The organism is Staphylococcus sp. FSL W8-1270 (genome assembly GCF_038007165.1).
In the GTDB taxonomy this organism is placed as follows: domain Bacteria; phylum Bacillota; class Bacilli; order Staphylococcales; family Staphylococcaceae; genus Staphylococcus; species Staphylococcus hominis.
The window spans coordinates 482291-502452 of the sequence record NZ_JBBOWQ010000001.1 but is presented as its reverse complement, the minus strand read 5'-3'; the positions used below and the strand labels follow the sequence as shown (position 1 = coordinate 502452).

Annotated in this window: 16 protein-coding genes and 1 pseudogene; 10 read left to right on the top strand and 7 right to left on the bottom strand. The window is 30.7% G+C overall.

The window, feature by feature from the left end; genetic code table 11:
- Positions 1–43: 43 nt before the first annotated feature.
- On the bottom strand, positions 44–1483 hold the full coding sequence (locus NSU06_RS02305; RefSeq protein ID WP_145416767.1) for an MDR family MFS transporter: 1440 nt from the start codon (positions 1481–1483) through the stop codon (positions 44–46).
- Positions 1484–1577: 94 nt separating this feature from the next.
- Here NSU06_RS02305 and NSU06_RS02300 point away from each other — a divergent pair, with 94 nt between their 5' ends.
- On the top strand, positions 1578–1676 hold the full coding sequence (locus NSU06_RS02300) for a putative metal homeostasis protein (protein ID WP_017174973.1): 99 nt from the start codon (positions 1578–1580) through the stop codon (positions 1674–1676).
- Between the two features lie 133 nt (positions 1677–1809).
- Here NSU06_RS02300 and NSU06_RS02295 read toward each other — a convergent pair whose 3' ends face one another.
- Positions 1810–2496 carry a 2,3-diphosphoglycerate-dependent phosphoglycerate mutase gene (locus NSU06_RS02295; RefSeq protein ID WP_017174974.1) on the bottom strand — a complete coding sequence of 229 codons (687 nt, stop codon included), beginning with the start codon at positions 2494–2496 and terminating at the stop codon, positions 1810–1812.
- Positions 2497–2844: 348 nt separating this feature from the next.
- Here NSU06_RS02295 and NSU06_RS02290 point away from each other — a divergent pair, with 348 nt between their 5' ends.
- A complete protein-coding gene (locus NSU06_RS02290; RefSeq protein ID WP_070813180.1) occupies positions 2845–3288 on the top strand; it encodes a transglycosylase in 444 nt (147 codons plus the stop codon).
- Between the two features lie 40 nt (positions 3289–3328).
- On the opposite strand, the gene NSU06_RS02285 is transcribed toward NSU06_RS02290, so the two are convergent.
- The 3 genes from NSU06_RS02285 to NSU06_RS02275 all read right to left on the bottom strand — a co-directional run bounded on the left by NSU06_RS02285 (position 3329) and on the right by NSU06_RS02275 (position 6265).
- Positions 3329–4204, bottom strand: a complete 876-nt coding sequence (locus NSU06_RS02285) for a cation diffusion facilitator family transporter (RefSeq protein ID WP_167805714.1) — start codon at positions 4202–4204, stop codon at positions 3329–3331.
- Between the two features lie 181 nt (positions 4205–4385).
- Positions 4386–4766: a GtrA family protein gene (locus NSU06_RS02280; RefSeq protein ID WP_017174977.1), complete on the bottom strand. Its 381-nt coding sequence runs from the start codon at positions 4764–4766 to the stop codon at positions 4386–4388.
- 2 nt (positions 4767–4768) lie between these two features.
- Positions 4769–6265, bottom strand: a complete 1497-nt coding sequence (locus NSU06_RS02275) for a hypothetical protein (protein ID WP_145429680.1) — start codon at positions 6263–6265, stop codon at positions 4769–4771.
- Between the two features lie 150 nt (positions 6266–6415).
- Between NSU06_RS02275 and NSU06_RS02270 the strand changes: the two genes are divergently transcribed.
- From NSU06_RS02270 to NSU06_RS02250, 5 genes are all read left to right on the top strand, one after another.
- Positions 6416–7561: a glycerate kinase gene (locus NSU06_RS02270; protein ID WP_019834816.1), complete on the top strand. Its 1146-nt coding sequence runs from the start codon at positions 6416–6418 to the stop codon at positions 7559–7561.
- A 15-nt stretch (positions 7562–7576) separates the two neighbouring features.
- Positions 7577–8299 (top strand): hypothetical protein, encoded by a 723-nt coding sequence (locus tag NSU06_RS02265; RefSeq protein WP_002488783.1) that lies wholly within the window; start codon positions 7577–7579, stop codon positions 8297–8299.
- Between the two features lie 140 nt (positions 8300–8439).
- Positions 8440–9636 (top strand): multidrug effflux MFS transporter, encoded by a 1197-nt coding sequence (locus tag NSU06_RS02260; protein WP_002488760.1) that lies wholly within the window; start codon positions 8440–8442, stop codon positions 9634–9636.
- Between the two features lie 225 nt (positions 9637–9861).
- Positions 9862–10527, top strand: a complete 666-nt coding sequence (gene scdA, locus NSU06_RS02255) for an iron-sulfur cluster repair di-iron protein ScdA (RefSeq protein WP_019834815.1) — start codon at positions 9862–9864, stop codon at positions 10525–10527.
- A gap of 539 nt (positions 10528–11066) precedes the next feature.
- The gene (locus NSU06_RS02250) at positions 11067–11678 is read left to right on the top strand and encodes a C39 family peptidase (protein WP_017174981.1); all 612 of its coding nucleotides are present in this window, start codon (positions 11067–11069) and stop codon (positions 11676–11678) included.
- Positions 11679–11729: 51 nt separating this feature from the next.
- Here the strand turns inward: NSU06_RS02250 and NSU06_RS02245 are convergent, their stop codons facing one another.
- Positions 11730–12542 carry a metallophosphoesterase gene (locus NSU06_RS02245; protein WP_070647452.1) on the bottom strand — a complete coding sequence of 271 codons (813 nt, stop codon included), beginning with the start codon at positions 12540–12542 and terminating at the stop codon, positions 11730–11732.
- A gap of 306 nt (positions 12543–12848) precedes the next feature.
- On the opposite strand from NSU06_RS02245, the pseudogene NSU06_RS02240 reads away from it, so the two are divergent.
- Both NSU06_RS02240 and NSU06_RS02235 read left to right on the top strand, forming a co-directional pair.
- Positions 12849–14245, top strand: a pseudogene (locus tag NSU06_RS02240) (amino acid permease).
- Positions 14246–14378: 133 nt separating this feature from the next.
- Positions 14379–16475, top strand: a complete 2097-nt coding sequence (locus tag NSU06_RS02235) for a cation:proton antiporter (protein ID WP_311045674.1) — start codon at positions 14379–14381, stop codon at positions 16473–16475.
- Between the two features lie 53 nt (positions 16476–16528).
- Here the strand turns inward: NSU06_RS02235 and NSU06_RS02230 are convergent, their stop codons facing one another.
- On the bottom strand, positions 16529–18355 hold the full coding sequence (locus tag NSU06_RS02230; protein WP_017174985.1) for an APC family permease: 1827 nt from the start codon (positions 18353–18355) through the stop codon (positions 16529–16531).
- 272 nt (positions 18356–18627) lie between these two features.
- Here NSU06_RS02230 and NSU06_RS02225 point away from each other — a divergent pair, with 272 nt between their 5' ends.
- Positions 18628–20121: a serine hydrolase domain-containing protein gene (locus NSU06_RS02225; protein ID WP_145433523.1), complete on the top strand. Its 1494-nt coding sequence runs from the start codon at positions 18628–18630 to the stop codon at positions 20119–20121.
- Positions 20122–20162 lie beyond the last annotated feature (41 nt).

Here is a 20162-nt window from a genome sequence, read left to right as displayed (position 1 = left end):
ACTATTTAAACTATTAAATAAAATAGAAGGTTTAGATATGAGGTTAATGACTTTCTTCATTTAAATCCTTTTTTCGTTTAAGTAAAAAAGTTAATAATAAACTAACGACTGTGATAATGACTGCAAATAAAAAGCCAGAATGATAACCATGTATCATTGCGTCTGTTTGAATGTGTTTCATCATCTCTGTTTTAGCCATTCCTTGATAATCACTGAGTGTCGGTTTAAAATGCTGACTTGCTACACTTAAAATTGTTACTAAACCAGCTGTACCAATAGAACCCGCTACTTGTTGAATTGTATTTGTCATTGAAGATCCATGGGCATTTAATTCTGGAGTGAGTTGGTTCATTGTATGCGTCATTACAGGCATTAACCCTAAAGCAATACCAATCATACGAATCGCATAAATAGTTGCTAAAACAATTGTTGACGTATGCTCATCCATAACTACAAAGTAGGACGTCGTAATCGTTACAATAAGCATACCTATCATTGAAAGTACTCGTGCGCCAAACGTTTCGTATAAACGCCCAGATATGATTGACATGATTGCCATTACAATTGCTCCGGGTAACAATATCAAACCAGAATCAACAGGCGTACGTTGCAACACATTTTGTACAAACATAGGTAATACCGTTTCAGATCCAATCATCGAAATCATCGTTACAGCCATAATAGCAATACCTACTGTGAATTGACTATTTTTAAATACTTTAAAACTTAATAAAGGAGTTTCAAGTCGTTCTTGTCTCCAAATAAATAAAACTACAAAAATAATGCCTAAAATAATAGTGCTCAGAACGACTGGGTCATTCCAACCTTTCTGAGAAATAGAACTTACCCCATATAACATACCACCGAATCCGAGAATAGATAAGATAATGGATAGTATGTCAATGGGCGCTTTTACTTTTACTCCAACGTTTTTAATAAAAATTAAAGCAAGTATAAAGGTCACTGCTGAAATTGGAGCTACAACATAAAACAATGCTCTCCAATTAATGTATTCAACCAAATATCCAGATAATGTAGGTCCAATCGCTGGTGCTAAACCAATCACTAATCCAAACATCCCCATATATTTTCCACGTTCGTGCGGTTCAAATATATCTAATATCGTCGTCATCATTAGTGGCATCATAATACCAGAACCTAATGCTTGGATAATTCTTGCAATTAATAAAGTAGTGAAATTAGGGCTAAATCCTCCTAGTAAAGTGCCTAGAAAGAATATAATAATTCCAGTTAAGAAGACTTGTCTTGTTGTATAACGTTGAATAATAAATGCAGATAATGGAATAACTACTCCATTTGTTAGTAAGAAGGCTGTTGTGAGCCATTGTACTTGAGAATATTCAATATGAAAATCTTTCATTATTCTCGGTAATGCTGTGGTCAACAAGGTTTCATTTAATAAACCAAAAAAGCCACCTAATAGCATAGTGAAAATCATAATTAACTTTTTACTATGCGACATGGTATCATCTCCTTATTCCGATTTTTAAATCGTAATAATTACTATTTACATAAACCATCTTTTCCTTTATTCTTTATAAAAAGGAGGACTATTTATGAAACAAGATTTACAAACTGCACGTCGCAACTTAAAAAGTTCTAATATTAAAACACGTAAACGTGCATTAAAGATGATTAAGCAATATCGACGTTAGTTAAAACCGTTTAACTATTTTTATAAACAATCTTACTCCACTACATTAATAAAAGACTAAAGCACTTCTTTAATGCTTTAGCCTTTTATTGTATCTACTATATTACAATAAATAAAAATTCTTGCTCACACTTTTATAAATAATAATGATTAGTTACTTTTAAATCATCATCTAATTCATAAATTAACGGTGCGCCAGTTTTAATTTCATAGCCTATAATGTCTTCATCAGATACGTTTTCTAAATATTTAATTAATGCTCGAATAGAGTTACCATGTGCTGCTACAAGTACAGTATCCCCATCTAATAAATGTTGTGAAATATGATCAGTCCAAATTGGAATAACACGCTCTAATGTTGTTTTTAAACTTTCAGAGTAAGGCATCATACGATGATCTAAATGACGGTAACGACGATCATTTAAATAAGATTGACGTTGTTCTTCAGTTTGTGCTGGCGGTAATACATCATAAGAACGTCTCCATTGATGAACTTGTTCTTCACCAAATTCCTTACGGGCATCATCTTTATTTAACCCTTGTAATTTTCCATAGTGTCGTTCGTTCAAGCGCCAACTTTTATGAACGGGAATCCATTCTTGGTCAGATTCAGCTAATAAATATTGAGTCGTTTCCAATGCTCTTGTTAATAAAGAAGTATAAGCAACATCAATTTCAATTTTGTTTTCTTTTAATTTTTTACCTGAAGTGATGGCTTCATTTCTCCCTTGTTCTGACAGTTGAACATCTTCCCAACCGGTAAATAAATTTTTCGCATTCCATTCACTTTGTCCATGGCGACATAAAATTAATTTTGGCATAATATAACACTCCTTAGGTTAATAGAAAGTTAATGAGTATAACGATTGAATTATAAATACTTTCCTCATTATTTAATTTAATATCTATTTATCTTTACACCATTATTATAGAACTATTTCACTTTTTTTCATAATAGGACTACTTATAATTTAATTCGGAATATATGATAAACGGTTGAGATATTTGTTACTTCGTGTTCATATTTGATAATTATTCTTGATATGACAGTAACCTATGTCATTAAATTAACTGTTATAGTGAACATACCGTAGTCAACATCTAGATTTATTGGGATGCAATGTTTTAATTTGAACATTAATATCCAAATCACAAAGGAGTTTTTTATCATGAAAAAATCAATTTTTGCATTAATGACCATGCTCTCATTAGGTGCCGCTAGTTTAGAAACTGGTCAGGCACACGCAGAAGAGGTATCAACATCCCCTTCTCAACAACATCAATACCAATATAATCAAAGTCATACATCTAATTTAAATGCATCAAGTTCAAACACGACAACTTCTAGTACTTCAAGTCGTACACAATCAGTATATCAACGTTTCTTAGCTGCTGGAGGCACAGAAGAAATGTGGGAGAAAATTGTCCTTCCTGAATCCGGCGGTAACCCTAATGCATCAAATGGTCAATACCATGGATTAGGCCAAACTAACCAATCATGGGGGTATGGATCAGTTGAAACTCAAACTAAAGGCATGATTCAATATGCAAAAGAACGTTATGGATCAATTGGAGCAGCGATACGTTTTAGAGAATCAAATGGTTGGTGGTAAATCGAATCAAAAAAGAGCAGGAGTATACTCCCGCTCTTTTTTATTTCTCATCTAATGTATTTGGTTCTGGATGAACATATACAGACGATATACCGTTATTTTCTAAATGTGTTTCTACTCTATCGCAAATATCATGCGCTTCTTGTAATGATAAATTTGCATCTACTACAATCGTTACATCTAAAAAAATGCTACTGCCGTGATAACGTCCTTTTACATTTTTTACTTCTCTTACATCTGTAACTTCTTGAACAAGATTTCGATATTCTTCTAAATCTTGTTCCTTAAATCCATCACTCAATGCAAAAATTGAATCTTTAAATATTCCAAACCCAGTATAAATAATTAAACATCCTAATACAGTGGCAAGTATCACATCAATAATAGGTAGACCAAATTGTGTAAATAATAATCCAATAGCAGTACCCATACTGACTAAACCGTCAGATAAATTATCTTTTGAGGCCGAGTCTAATGAGCTACTTTTAGTTTGTTTTGCAAGCCTATGATTAATAGCATAAACACCAATCATAATGACACCACTCATCATACTAATAATAATCGTAATAAAATTTGGAATATGGTGTTCATTTGTCAACATTCGAGGTGCATTTTCAATCACTACTTGGATACCTACAAACATAATAATGAATGATACGAAAAGCGTTGAAATATTTTCAGATTTCAAATGACCATAAGGATGATTTTTATCAGCTGGCTTAATTGAAATCTTTAACCCCACAATAACAGCGATAGATACAACAATATCAGTCATATTGTTCAATGCATCTGCTCTTACAGCTGCCGAATCGTACACATATCCAGCAATATATTTTGCAACAGATAAAACGATATAAACAACTAAACTTAAATAAGCGCCTCTTTGCGCCAATTTAAGATTTTCGTTTTGGGTCATATCTAGTTAACCACCTTAAACACTTAGTATTACTAGTATGTACTATCAAAATTTGAATTACAATATTTTTTTATTTCTATCATTTTTATAAAAATAAGCTAATTAATTTTTTAGTCAAACCTAATTTCCTATTTATAAAAAAAAGAGCTAGAAATACATAATTCTAGCTCTTTTTTAAATTTTAGTCTTTTAAAATCCATTTAGATAATATAAAAGTAATCGGAATTGTAACGATAAGTCCTACAAACGGTGCAATTTCAGAAGGGAAATTAAACCATCTTACAAAGATATATAAAAACAAAGATTGCATTCCCATATTTACTACTTGTGTTAATGGAAAACTTAAAAATTTCTTAAGGGTTGGTTTAACTCTATAAACGAAATAACAATTTAAATAATAAGAAATAATAAAACTTACTATAAATCCAATAATATGACTCACCATATAGTGAATGTGTAATAATTTTAGTAAAATGAGATACACTAAATAATAATCAAGTGTATTAATCCCACCCACTATGACGAATTTAATTATTTCATAGTGCGTTTGTTTTAACTTCATAGTTAATCTCCTCTGTCTTCTATTACATTAATATCAAACGGCAATATTTTAAGTTGTTTATTATTTGAAATTTGATAGTACTCTTTGAAATTTTCCTTTTCGATTTCTTCAGTTGGAGTCATTTCATAGAAATATGTCTCAAATGGCAAATGTTTTACAATAATTTCATTTCTATGTTGTTGAATTTGAGTTTGAATATTATTTAATCTAGCTTCATATTTAAAATGCACAATCGTAAAAATAGCAATAAATACGAATAATAAACATCCTACACAAATTTTAAGAATATTATCATAGCTTTGTTTTAAAGTATGTAATTCAGTAACTAAAGTAATCAATATCACACACCACATTATATATACAATAAAGAACTGTTGAGACGTTACCTCTGAAATGAAAAAGATAGGTATAGCACTTAAAATAATAGAAATAAAAGCAGCTATTAAAATAATACGATAGTAGCTATCTGTAACTATAATAAAACTAGCCATACTTATACTGACGAAAAAGCTAAAACATAATAAGAAATTAATTAGACCATAACTTGTAATCAAAGTTGTTTGATTAAAATTAAAGGGTTCAAAAATAAATATCTTGTATATAGGCAATACAAGTATACCAATCATTAATATAAATTGTCTGATTTTAGAAAACGTTTGAAAGCGAGTATTTTTTATAAGTAATCCAATTATAACAATCGCAATCATAGACACTATGATAATATGATTAAAAAACATATAACGTGGAAGGTCATTTAATATTGTAACTCTTAATTTATGAACATAACCTAAACCATCAATGTGTGCTCTCATTGCTTGAATGTCACTTAGATAATTAATGTACGTTTGGTTAATCAACATTATTAATGTACCACATAATGATAATAGAAACCCTATTAATAAATTAAAGTTAATTTTACGTTTTAACACAAAATAAGCAATTAATGTCGTGAATAAAGCCAAATTAACGAAAAAAGTTAATGATTCAGCAAATAATTGCCCACTGAAACAACTGATCCAAAATAAAATGACATTGTACATTTTTAGTTCATCTTTTATAAATAAAATTTGACTTATAAAATACAAATTATAGAGAACACATATCATTCCAAAAGCATAACTAAAAAAGTAGCCAAAGCTTCCATAACTCTCTGAAAAAACTGAATTAGGTATAATAAGCAATAACATAGTTGCAAGCATGAGATGACGGATTGAAAATGTTTGGCGTATCAATTTGAGTATTAATAAAATAATGCTTACTGATATTATTGAATACATAATCATACGTAATATTACCGAACGCACTGCTACAAGTTCAATTAAATTACTAATATAACGTCCATTCAAATTATCAAAATGATGATAAAAGGTACTTATGCCTTGATGACTTCCAAAAAACCAATCGATTCCATGTAAAGGAATAATTAAACCTAAGTAACCGTAAAATAATAATAACCCTATGACCCAGATGTAAAATTCGTGTTGTTTAAAGTTAGACATTTACACTACTCCTCCACTACAATAATGTTACATTATAGTGTTTAATCAATTCTATTTAATTAAATATCATTATATACTTTTTTTATATTTTAAACATTAAATCATTTTAATTTAGTTTTTTATTTATAATTTTAATCGGAAGTGATCTCGTTGAACATAAACAAAATGGTTATTGCGCCAGATTCATTTAAAGAGAGTATGTCTGCTAAACAAGCTGGATTAGCTATAGAACAGGGTTTTAAAAATATATTCGGTGATGCGCTTAAAACAGAGGTTATCCCTATGGCAGATGGTGGCGAAGGTACAACCGAAGCTTTAATAGAAGCATTAGATGCGACAATTCATAGCATTAAAGTACATGATCCACTTTTTAGAGAAGTGACTGCATCTTATGCTCGTTCGAGAGATAATCATGTGGCTATTATTGAAATGGCAGCAGCTTCAGGATTAGATTTAATTCGTACAGATGAACGTAATCCTTTAATTACTACAACATTTGGCGTTGGCGAATTAATTAAAGATGCTCTAAACCATAATGTGACTAAAATTATATTAGGCATAGGGGGGAGTGCAACAAATGATGGTGGTAGTGGTATGCTGACCGCTCTTGGCGTAAAATTTCTAAACTCTGATAATGAAGAAATTGAACTTGGTGGTGGCGCTCTTGCTCATTTAACTCATATAGATGCGTCAAAATTAGATTATAGATTAAACGACGTTACCTTTGAAGTGGCATGTGATGTTACAAATCCTTTATTAGGTTCTAATGGTGCAACATATATTTACGGACCACAAAAGGGAGCAACTGAAAAGATGATACCAAAGTTGGATTCCGCACTCGCAAATTATCATGATATGATAGAGAAAGCATATCATATCAGTGTTAAAGATATACCTGGTGCTGGAGCTGCCGGTGGATTAGGAGCTGGTATTCTCACTTTCTTCAATGCGTCATTATCTAATGGCATTGATATTGTCTTAAAAGAAACGCAATTTCTTCAAAGCATTAAAGATGCCGATTTAGTTATTACAGGAGAAGGAAAAATAGATGTACAAACGATTTATGGTAAAACACCTATCGGAGTGGCAAAAGCAGCCAAACAATTCGACTTACCTGTTATTGGTATATGCGGTAGTTTAGGAAAAAATTATCAAGCCGTATATCAACATGGAATTGATACTGTGTTTAGCATTATAGAAACGCCATCAGAACTCCCCTATTTATTAGAAAATGGAGAACGATTCTTAACACAAACTGCTGAAAATATTGCTCGATTAATTAAGTTAAATGATTAAAAAGAGGTGAAATCTATGAAACGTACTGAAAAATACAAAGATTCATATCAATACGATGATCAATATCAACAACGTAATCAAAAAAGTCGCGAGTATCAACAACGTCAACAGAGACGTCAAAGTGAAGAAAATTACAGAAGAAATGAACCTCGTCAAGAGTATCATCATCAAAATCAGGGCGATTATGATGAAAATGCTAACCGTTACTATAACGATCGTGACTTTAGACGTGAACAATTACTAGAAGAAGAGAATGAAAAAAATAAAAAATCAAAACGTTGGTTAATCGCTATTATTGCAATTCTTCTTTTAATTATTGGCATTTTTGCGACTAAATCTTATATTGATCATAAAAAGGAATCGGACAATAAACAACATACGTATAATGCAACAAATGATGTATCTAAAAATTATCAACAAGAAGTTCAAAATCAAAGCGATAATATCAAGAAACAAGTTGAAGATGCAAAAAATGATATTAAAGATAAAATAGACACTGAATCACGTCTTAGACAAATACAATCTCAAATTGATAAATTAAAAAATAATGAGATTACTAAAGAAGACTCTAAATTAACTCAATTTTATCAAGACCAAGTTAATAAGTTAAAAGAAGCAAATAATGCACAACAAAACAACGCAAATGAAAACAAAGTGAATGCGCTATTAGATGATGTCAATAATAAAGTAGATGATATCAAGAAAAAACTAAACAGTATTCTTGGTAATAATAATTAATATTCTTATGTATTGTGACAAATTTCAGCTCTAAAAAGATTGATTAAATCAATCTTTTTAGAGCTTTTTATATTTGAAATTACATATTTTCTCAAAAACCTATATAATGTACATTGCAAATCTTTTCAAGGAGTACAATTATGCATAACTCAACACATACTAAATTGCCGATGCTATTACTCATTGTTCTAGGAACAATGACAGCATTTGGTCCAATGATTATAGATATGTATTTACCCGCTTTACCAGCAGTTCAGCAACAATTTAATACATCAACGTCAAGCATACAACTTACCCTATCCTTTGCAATGATTGGCCTAGCACTTGGACAGTTTATATTCGGACCTTTATCAGATGTATTCGGTCGAAAAAAAATTGCACTAATAATTCTTAGTGTATTCGTTTTAGCTTCATGTGGTGCAATATTTATTACAACATTTCCACTATTTTTATTGATACGTTTGGTACAAGGATTAACTGCCGGAGGTATTATTGTTATCGCTAAAGCTTTCGCAGGAGATTATTACCAAGGAAATACTCTAGCTAAATTTCTTGCTTCTCTTATGGTTGTAAATGGTATAGTAACTATTTTAATGCCATTACTTGGAGGTTTATCGCTTTCTCTTGGCTCATGGAGAATTATCTTTGTTATTTTAACAGCTATTAGCATAATCATGTTATGTGGCGTTACTTTCAATATGCCGACCACACATCATTCTGAGCATGTTACTGCCAATTTCAAACATATATTTTCTGACTTTGGACGTTTGCTTAAACGACCAAGATTTATTATTCCAATGTTTTTACAAGGATTAACTTATGTTATGTTATTTAGTTTTTCATCTGCTTCTCCGTTTATCACTCAGAAAATATACCATATGACGCCTCAACAATTTAGCGTAATGATTGCAATCAATGGCATTGGTTTAATTGTTGTGAGTCAAATCGTTGCTTTGCTTGTTGAACGTATACATCGTTTTAAAATCTTAATTTATTTGACTTTCATTCAACTTATTGGTGTACTTCTCGTTGTATTTACTTTGATATTACAAGGTCCATTGTGGCTCTTATTAGTCGCTTTCTTTTTAAATGTTTGTCCTGTCACTTCAATCGGCCCCTTAGGATTTTCAATGGCTATGGAAGAACGTACTGGTGGAAGTGGAAATGCTTCTAGTTTACTAGGTTTATTCCAATTTATCCTTGGTGGTCTAGTGTCTCCTTTAGTTGGTCTTAAAGGACAGTATAATGTAATGCCTTATCTCACAGTAATTGTTATCACAGCAATTCTCATAGTTTTACTTCAATTTTTATATTTTAAAAAATATCAACGTATCTAATATATTCTTATATTAATAAACGTAATCTAGCATCCATTTTTAATATAAACATCGACTGCTAATATGTTAAAAAATATTTGAGACAATTATTATATCTCAAGTATTTTTTAACATTCACAAATTTGTAATGACTTTTCAACAAATACATGACAACTTATTCTTCTCTAATTGAAAATGATTATTATTTACTATAATAAACTATAGTTAAATAAGGAGGATTTATTTATGGTCACTAAAGATTCAATTGTTGCTAATGTCGTTACTGATTTTCCATTAAGTTCGGATGTTTTCAGAAAATACGGAATAGATTTTTGTTGTGGTGGAAATATCTCAATTAAAAATGCAGTAAAAAATAAAAAAGTAAATGTCGATACAATTATAGAAGAAATTAATCATTTACCTGTACATTCAACAGGAAATATCAACGTTAAATATTTAGATGTCCCTTCCTTAATTCAATATATTCAATCACGTTACCATGAAACAATGCGTGAAGAATTTAAAAACCTTTCACCTTATGTCACTAAAATTGCAAAAGTTCATGGACCAAACCATCCATATTTACTTCAATTACAAGAGTTATATCGCCAGTATCGTGATGGTATGCTTGAACATATGGATAAAGAAGATAATCATGATTTTCCATTACTCATTAAAATTGCACGTGGTGAACAAGTTAAGAATGCGCATCAGGTTATTGAAAGTTTAGTTGAAGATCATACTCAAACTGGACATCTATTAGAAGAAATGAGCGATTTAACAAATCAGTATCAGCCACCTAGTGAAGCATGTAATACTTGGCGTTTAGTCTACACACGCCTTGAACATTTAGAACGTGAAACACATGAACATGTACATCTTGAAAATCACGTATTATTTAATAAATTTTAATTTGTATTAATGATAACATGCATCCTAGAAAAATAAGATTGACTTACTTTTTTAACACAATCAGATTAAATAAGAAGCTATGACATCTTAAGGACTAAACCCATATCTACAGAATCAAAAGAAAGCAGGTCCTTTAATGTTATCTATTGGTATAATGTGCAATAAAGATTTTTGACGCAATAAACATAACATGAATGATATTGTTCATGCCGCAAAATAAAATAATACTTGGGAGTTTGCATATATTCATTTTTAAATGCATAACTCCCAATTTTATTTTATATTAACTGTTCAATCTTTCTGTTGCATATTAAAAATTAGTATATGAATAAGATACATTTTAAGCATGATATCTTTAATCACTTTTGGGTTTGAATTTTTAACATCAATTACTATATCAACATTCTTCTTATTGTCTTAAATATGTTGACCCACATTTTGTTAATACAAAGAATTCAAATGATTATACGCTACTCTAATCAAGGTATATAATAAATTTACTTTAAAACAATGTTTTACTGACATAAAGGAGAACGTTAATGAATAAAAAATTATTATCAGTTACGCCTAAAAGTCAACTTTTTCCAATCCCTATGATTATGGGTTGTGAAGGCGTTTCTGCAGCTATGTTATTACAATATAATCATCATAATATTAAAGCTACTGATATTATGAAACATTGGCCTACGCATCCAAATAATCCCTATAAAGGCTATGTTGGTCATCATTTACTTGTTAAGTTTGGTCATCACCAAACGATTTTCCCTTCTGCTTATGTTCCATATTTACAAACATTTGATTCACGTATCGTAGATGGCACTGGTACGAATTTAGAAGAATTAGAAACTGTGATTGATCAAGGACAACCGATTCTTATGTATCATACAAGCTTAGGTCAAAAACCTTCACGTAAAACGTTTAAATTTGATAACCACACGCGTCAGCTTGTGTCTAACATTCACGTTACATTACTTATTGGATATGACGACACACATTACTATTATATTGATCCTTTATGGAGTCACTTTTTAAGAAAAATAATTGTGCCTGCATTAGTACCTAATCGCTTCCAGATTATAAAAATTAAAAAAGAATTCATGGAGCGTAGCTTTAACGCCCCTGGTAAAAAATGTATCTATGTAAAACCATAAATTAAAAGAGCAAAAAGCGACTGCCTTCTGAACGTCGTTTCTTGCTCTTTTTTATTCTATTACAAAGTCTATTAATGCATGATTCATTTCTGAATATATATCTGCTGTTCGCCATTCTCTTTTATAACCTAAACAAGGACATAAAAAGGTTATATTATTTTCTACTAAAGATTTACGAAAATGAACATGCCCCATAATACTGTATTTAATCGGAAACTGTTGATATAATCGGTCGAAATCTGATGTACCTATAAATGCATTGAAAAAATCAAAAATACGATGAGGGGTAGGTACTACAAATTTAGAATGTGTCACAATATGTGTCATTAAAATAATTTGTTTATCTTGAAGTTGCTCCAATGCTTGTTTAACATGCTTAGCCGCCTTTTTGGATAAAATCGTATCATCTTCATCCCAATCGATTTTCACTTTATCTTGCCAAGTGGCCCCATAATATTTCCCTTTTTTTAATCGAGTTTCTTCAAACTTTTTATCAGCGTAACTGTAATCATACCAAGCAGTATGGCCTACAATAGCCCAATTATCATTAATTACATATGGATGATCCAACAAACACTCTGGCTTTGTTCTATAAAAATCATAAATATCTTGAGATGTCGTTTCATCCTCTACTTTCCAATAATCATGATTTCCTGGAACAAATAATACGGGAATATGTAAAGTAGTTTTTAAATCTTTAATAAATTGATAGCTATCTCTAAAATAATTCGAAATATCTCCTGCAATTAATAGTAAGTCAATCTCTCTATGTTGAACTACTTTAATCAATGTTTCTAGATATACATTTGATTTTAGTTTAGGATGTCTGTCTATATGTAGATCAGAAATCGCTCCGATTCTCATTCCTCTACTCCTCTAATACATTTTTAAATTTTATCTATTATGCCATAGATTATTATAAATATAAATTATTCTGTTTTTCATAGTTGTATACACACATTTGTTTTTTTGAAAATTAAGAGTATAATAAAATTAACTTTTAACAAAGTTACATATTTAACAAAATTTAAAAAAGTAAACTTTTAAAAATCTGAATATTCTAATTAATTACAAATTGATCTTCACTCTTTTCCAATTTGTTAAACAAGTTTTTAAAATTTAAAGAAAGCGCTTACGTAATTATCGTATGGCTTTCTGAGGGGGAAGTCTATGGCAAGACAGTTAGAAAGAGAATTAAGTAATAGACACATTCAATTAATTGCAATTGGTGGTGCTATTGGCACAGGATTATTTTTAGGTTCTGGACAAACGATTTCGTTAACAGGGCCATCCCTACTAATCACCTATCTAATTATTGGTATAGTGTTATTTGCTTTCATGAGAGCACTTGGAGAATTATTACTTAGTAATACACGTTTCAATTCATTTGTAGATATTGCCAACGAATATTTGGGACCATTCGGTGGTTTTGTCATTGGTTGGACATATTGGTTATCTTGGATTGTTTCAAGTATGTCTGATTTAACGGCAATGGGACAATATTTTAGTTTTTGGTTTCCAAACGTTCCTCACTGGCTAACTGTATTATTTATCGTACTCTTACTTATTTCATTTAATATGCTTGGTGCAAAATTATTTGGAGAGTTAGAATTTTGGTTCTCTATTATAAAAATTATTACTATTATTGCTATGATTATCGTTGGCTTAGTTATGATTTTCTTTTCATTTAAAACGTCATATGGACATGCGTCTTTTAGTAATCTTGTAAATCATGGTGGTATTTTTCCAAATGGACCAGCTGGATTTTTAATGTCATTCCAAATTGCTGTCTACTCATTTATCGGTATTGAACTAATAGGTGTTACAGCTGGAGAAACTAAGGATCCTCGCACAGTGATTCCAAAAGCAATTAATAATGTACCTGTTAGAATTTTATTATTCTATGTGGGAGGCTTACTTGTGATCATGTCAGTGATTCCTTGGAATAAGATTAACCCTGATGCAAGTCCATTTGTAATGTTATTTAGTATGATTGGCTTACCTTTTGCAGCAGGACTTGTTAACTTTGTCGTATTAACAGCAGCCGCTTCTGCAACGAACAGTGGTATTTATTCAAATAGTCGTATTTTATTTGGATTATCTAAACAAGGACTAGGACCCAAAATGTTAAGTAAGACAAATCATCATAGTGTGCCTTACTTATCAATGCTTGTATCTTCTGGGACATTACTTTTAGCCGCATTATTAAATTTTATCTTTCCAGATGCAATTCAATTATTTATGTCACTACACTTTCAACTGTATTATTTATAGTTGTTTGGGCAATGATTATTATTTCTTACATTATATATGTACGAAAAAATCCTGAAGAACATAAACACAATAAATTTAAACTTCTAGGCGGTAAAGCACTGGCTTATGTTATTCTTGCATTTTTCTTGTTTGTATTTGTGTTATTGTTCTTTAGTGCTGATACGAGAGTAGCCATATTTATTTCACCAGTTTGGTTTATATTCTTATTCTTGTTCTATAAAAAGTATAAGAAAAATGCTGAATATTTAGCTGAAAAAACACGTCAGCAACCTCGAGAATCAATCAATCATTAGATATTTTATTAAGCGGAACTGAATTCAGTTTCGCTTTTCTATGTCTTAAGAATGACATATACTAAAATTTCTTATTATTTTTTAATCATGATAAAATATTAAGTATTTAAAAAAGAAAGGAGTCACAATACATATGGAATTGTTAGAAGCTTTTTTATTATTTATACTTGCCGTTATCATTAGTTCTATTATTTATCATCGCTTCCCCAACATTCCAACAGCTTTCATTCAAATTGCCTTAGGTGTAGCGCTATTCATCTTCCCCATTCCACTACATTTTAAATTTGAACCAGAAGTTTTTATGATGGCTGTCATTGCCCCACTCTTATTTGTGGAAGGGACACATGTTTCTAGAGAAAAGCTTTTAGAATACCGAAAACCTGTCGTGCTTATGGCCATGGGATTAGTATTTACAACTGTGATTGGAGTTGGCTTTTTCATTCATTGGATTTGGCCTAATTTACCGATGCCAGCTGCTTTTGCTATTGCAGCTATTTTATGTCCGACAGATGCAGTTGCTGTATCAGCCATTACTAAAGGTAAAGTATTACCCAAGGGGTCTATGGCAATTTTAGAAGGAGAGTCTCTATTAAATGATGCTGCAGGTATTATTTCTTTTAAAATTGCAGTCACTGCTCTGGTAACAGGTAGTTTTTCAGCTATGAATGCAATTGGTCAGTTTTTACTCTCAACATTTCTTGGTATTTTAGTAGGTGCAATAATTGGTGCTTTAGTCGTCAGTTTACGTGTTTACCTCACGTCTAATAAAGGTTTAAAAGATAGTAATACATTGACTTTCATCCAATTGCTTACTCCTTTTGTCATTTATTTTATTGCAGAAGAAGTCCATGCTTCTGGGATTATTGCAGTTGTGGTAGCTGGGTTAATTCATGGTTTAGAACGAGATCGTCTCATTCGTGCCCAAACTGAATTACAAATGAACTACAATCAAATTTGGAATACATTAAGTTATGCATTAAATGGCTTTGTCTTCGTCGTTTTAGGATATATTGTGCCAGAAGTTATTTTAGAAATTGTACGTAATGAACCACAAAATTTAGTTTTTCTAATTGTGGTGGCATTCCTCATAGCATTTGCCATCTATATCTTTAGATTTATTTGGGTCTATGTTTGGTTTAAAGATTTTTACTATCCAAAAAACGTTGAAGCATATCTCGATGAAGAAGAAGAAACACAACCACCAAAACGGAGACGTTATGCATTTATTATGACCTTGTGTGGTATTCATGGAACGATTTCATTGTCAATGGCGTTAACGTTACCATTCATTATTAACGGCAATCAAAACTTTGATCATAGAAATGATTTACTCTTTATTGCTTCAATGATGGTACTTATCAGTTTAATTTTTGCACAAATGATCCTTCCATTCATTACGCCATCCGAACAACAATCACACTTCAAAGGTATGAGTTATCAATCAGCTAAAATTTTCATGATTCAACATGTTATTCGCACATTAAAAGAAAAAGCAGATACACACAAAGATATTGATTATCGACTTATTCTGAATCAATATCTTAATGAATTATCATTTTTAATCGACATGGAAAGTGATGATAAAAATACGAAAGAATTACATCGATTAAGAGACATTGCAGAAGATGTTGAAACTGAGACGCTTCAACAGTTAATTAAACAGGAGCGTATTACTAAAAAAGATTTAAGTGATTATCGCAAAGTAATGGAATTGACACAATCATTTAGAGAAATGTCTTTTATTGAGAAATTGAATCGTTTTAGTAAGTTAATCATACTTAGATTTAAAGCGCGAAAAGATTCACGTAAAAGTGTGAATCAATCATCATTTGAACAACAACGCTATACTGACAGAAAAGAATTAAGACATAACTTTAAAAAAGTACAACACATCATACGTATTGTTAATCGTCAGGTGACTTTAAGACTTCAAGAAGAACAAAATAGCACAAATGTTCTCGAAGTCAGTTTAATTATCAACCAATATTATGCATTATCACGTAAGTTAAGACAACATCATAATCGAAAACGTCAAAGTGAGGAAAATAAATTCATGTATGAATTAAATACTCAACAACAATATGATGCCAAATTAGATGCATTGTATACTCAACGTCAAATTTTAGATGAATTGATTTCTAGAAATAAAGTTACAAATGAAATTGCCGCACAATTACGTGAAAATATTAACTATAATGAAATTGTACTTGCCAAGGAATTAAATCATTAATATATAGAAAGAACTCAAGAGACCTGTATCTCTCGAGTTCTTTTTATTTTCTTCTACTTTTGTAATTTATAAGGAACCGTCGCTAAAATAACATTTTTTTGATAGAATAAATGCATTTTTAATCGCAAACTCGTTTGATTGTGTAAAAAGTTATGCCATGGTTTTTTAGGAATAAATTCAGTGACAACCACTGTGATGACATAGTTTTGATCATTCGCTTTTTTATTAATTTTATCGATAAATCGAGAAATCGGACGAATGACACTGCGATATTCTGAGTGTAACGTCACTAGTCTAATATCTGGATATTGTTTATTCCATTTTTCAATAAATAAATTATCAGTTTGATCTCCGAAAGATACATGTACAGCAATCACATCATCTGCAATCATATGTGCATAATAAATAGATTTATTTAATGCTGTAGTGATCGTATTAACGGGTACAATCGCTAGATTTTTATCGACCACTGGCATATCTTGAACAATTTTAGTTGTGCTAAGTTGCTCAGCAATATCCTTGTAATGTCTATTAATACGCGTAAATATATATACAACAATCGGTAAAAAAATTAAGATTGGCCATACTTGGTTAAATTTCGTAATTAAGAAAATCATAAATACGATAAAAGTAATAGTACCCCCTATAGCATTTGCAATAAGTTTAGTAGACCATCCTTTTTCACGACCACGAATCCATTTTAAAACCATTCCATATTGAGCTAGTGTAAATGGAATAAACACACCTACTGCATATAAAGGAATAAGATTTTCAGTTTTACCATGGAAAAAGATAATAAGCAACATTGCACAAATGCCTAATGTAATAATTGAATTTGAATAACCTAAACGGTCTCCTCTTACGTTAAACATACGTGGCATATATTTATCTTTTGACATACTTGCAGCTAACATTGGAAAAGCTGTGAATCCAGTATTAGCTGCTAGGACAAGAATCATGACAGTCGTTACTTGTACAAAATAATATCCTACATTATGCCCTAAAATATTCATTGCAAGTTGAGATAATACAGTTGTTTCAGTCTGTGGCATAATACCATACCAATATGCTAATCCCACAATACCTACAAGTAAGAAAGCTAATATCATTCCCATAGTAATTAACGTTTTAACTGCATTTTTAGATCCAGGATCTTTAAAGTTTGTTACTGCATTCGAAATGGCTTCTACACCTGTTAGAGATGATGCACCTGAAGAAAATGCTTTAAGTAATAAAAATAATGTGACACCTGGCACTGCGGTTCCTACTGTCGCCTGCATATGAGGTTCTGCTTGTCCGGTTGCCACTTGCCATGTTCCAATAACAATCATGACTATTAATCCAATTATAAATAAATAAACTGGATAAGAGAGCACAGTTGCTGACTCTGTTAAACCACGTAAATTCATTATTAGAATAAATAGTACCAATAAACATGCAATGAATACTTTATAGTGATATAACCCTGGAAATGCTGCAACAAAAGCATCCGCACCTGATGAAATGCTTACTGCGACGGTTAAAATATAGTCTACTAATAAAGAGCCACCTGCAAGCAATCCCCATTTTTCTCCTAAATTTGTTTTAGAAACCATATACGCTCCTCCGCCTTTAGGATAAGCATATATAATTTGACGATATGATAGAATCAATGCTGCAAGTAGCACTAAAACAGCAGCCGCAATAGGTAATGTATACCAAGATGCAATAGCGCCAACCATAGATAAAGTAATTAAAATCTGTTCTGGACCATAAGCTACTGAAGATAATGCGTCAGAAGATAAAATTGCTAAAGCCTTAAAGTTACTTATTTTTTCATTTTTTAAGTCTCTATTTTTTTTTGGCTTACCAATAATAAGTCTTTTAAATTGAGTGAACATAATCCATCCTTACCTCTTTTTATATTCATTTTTAATGGATAAAATATACTCCTATTTAGTGAAAAAGTATACATTTACGTGGAAATAATATAGTATAAATTACATTTTAAGTAACTTTTTACAATTATATTTTTAGAGTATATCTTTTTTTAATAGTTATAAAGAGGTATCAACAGTATTTAATATTTGTATAGAGCGGTTTAAGTTTAAACTTGCTATACTATTTTTAGAGGTTTAATTTTAAGGAGTATTAAGTAAGGAAGTAAGGGAAAATGAGAAAAAATTTTATCATGATTGGGATGATTTTATTAGTAGGAATCATTATTCTTTCCATAGCTATTAAATTAAAACCTAGTTATTCAATGTTTAGTCCATCGTCACAAAGTTATATCGATAACATGATTGTTAATAAAATGAAAGACGATCATATTCCAGGAATGTCCATTCTTATTGTAAAAAATAATAAGACGATTCTTAATAAAGGCTATGGTTTTTCAAATATTAAAAAGAAATCCAAAGTCACACCAAATACGCGTTTTGAAATTGCTTCAAATACCAAAGCATTTACGGGTTATGCAATAATGCAACTTGTTGAGGCACATAAAATCAATCTCAATGATAAAGTCAGTCATTATATTCCAGGTTTCTATATGAAATATAATCATAAAAAAGTAGATATCACAGTAGATCAATTGATTGCTCAAACAAGTGGTATTTCAGGAGACATCACAAATGATGACAAAATCACAAAAGACACAAACAGTCTAGAAGGCCTTGTTCATAGTATCAAAGGACGTAACTTAGATGCTAAACCTGGCAAGCAATTTGAATATTCCAATATGAATTATGATATTTTAGGTTTGATTGTTCAAAAGGCTTCACATCAATCATATGCGACTTACTTAAACACACATCTTTTCACTCCATTACATATGACACAATCAACTGTAAAGGAAAGTAATATGAAAAAGAACAATGATGCTCAAGGGTATGTAATCAAAAAAGGAAAAGCTTATGCTGATAGTCCTGAATTTAATTTAGGAGATAATCCAGCTGCCTATATGATGACTAACACGAAAGATTTAGCCTCTTGGTTGAAGTTTCAACTTAATCCGCCAAAAAAGGTAGCATCATTAGTTCAACTAACACATCAACCTAAAGTTAAAGCAATAGATAATTCTCAAGACGTTCACTATGCAACAGGTTGGTTTATTGATGATAATCATTCAGAAACAATTGTATATCATCCTGGCACACTTGAAAACTATTCTTCATATATTATTTTAAATCCAAAAAAAGATTATGGCATTGTAGTCCTTGCTAATAGCTATTCAAAAAATGTAGCCGAACTTGCACAGCATCTCAATACACAAATGAGTAATGGTCAACATATTAAAACGTTACAATATCTTATTAATCAGTGGAATATCCTATTTATCATCATCACTATCATTTTGCTAATAGCTGTAGCAAGTGTTTTTCTAATAATTTATCGTTTAATTTTTAAATTTAAGTCTATTCATTTTAAAACGATGTCTCGTGGATTACTCATCAAAATAAGTATGATGCTGTTAACTTTTACACTTATTTTAGCGATTCTCCACTTACTTCCAACACTCTTATTATCAAATTCTGATTGGTGTTTTATGATGTCATGGTTACCATTACAAGCGAAAATAACATTATTTAGCTTCGTCTTATTACTGACAAGTCTATGGAGTTATTTTATCCTAAACATCATAACGCAATCCAAACGACCAATATAATCTATTAAAACATGTATTTCTTCTTTTCTTCATTATTATGT

Coding starts and splice junctions, on each gene's coding strand:
- NSU06_RS02280 (WP_017174977.1), bottom strand. CDS start 4,766: ATGAAGTTAAAACAAACGCACTATGAAATAATTAAATTCGTCATAGTG.
- NSU06_RS02275 (WP_145429680.1), bottom strand. CDS start 6,265: ATGTCTAACTTTAAACAACACGAATTTTACATCTGGGTCATAGGGTTA.
- scdA (WP_019834815.1), top strand. CDS start 9,862: ATGGTCACTAAAGATTCAATTGTTGCTAATGTCGTTACTGATTTTCCA.
- NSU06_RS02225 (WP_145433523.1), top strand. CDS start 18,628: ATGAGAAAAAATTTTATCATGATTGGGATGATTTTATTAGTAGGAATC.
- NSU06_RS02295 (WP_017174974.1), bottom strand. CDS start 2,496: ATGCCAAAATTAATTTTATGTCGCCATGGACAAAGTGAATGGAATGCG.
- NSU06_RS02260 (WP_002488760.1), top strand. CDS start 8,440: ATGCATAACTCAACACATACTAAATTGCCGATGCTATTACTCATTGTT.
- NSU06_RS02230 (WP_017174985.1), bottom strand. CDS start 18,355: ATGTTCACTCAATTTAAAAGACTTATTATTGGTAAGCCAAAAAAAAAT.
- NSU06_RS02250 (WP_017174981.1), top strand. CDS start 11,067: ATGAATAAAAAATTATTATCAGTTACGCCTAAAAGTCAACTTTTTCCA.
- NSU06_RS02305 (WP_145416767.1), bottom strand. CDS start 1,483: ATGTCGCATAGTAAAAAGTTAATTATGATTTTCACTATGCTATTAGGT.
- NSU06_RS02285 (WP_167805714.1), bottom strand. CDS start 4,204: ATGACCCAAAACGAAAATCTTAAATTGGCGCAAAGAGGCGCTTATTTA.
- NSU06_RS02300 (WP_017174973.1), top strand. CDS start 1,578: ATGAAACAAGATTTACAAACTGCACGTCGCAACTTAAAAAGTTCTAAT.
- NSU06_RS02290 (WP_070813180.1), top strand. CDS start 2,845: ATGAAAAAATCAATTTTTGCATTAATGACCATGCTCTCATTAGGTGCC.
- NSU06_RS02265 (WP_002488783.1), top strand. CDS start 7,577: ATGAAACGTACTGAAAAATACAAAGATTCATATCAATACGATGATCAA.
- NSU06_RS02245 (WP_070647452.1), bottom strand. CDS start 12,542: ATGAGAATCGGAGCGATTTCTGATCTACATATAGACAGACATCCTAAA.
- NSU06_RS02235 (WP_311045674.1), top strand. CDS start 14,379: ATGGAATTGTTAGAAGCTTTTTTATTATTTATACTTGCCGTTATCATT.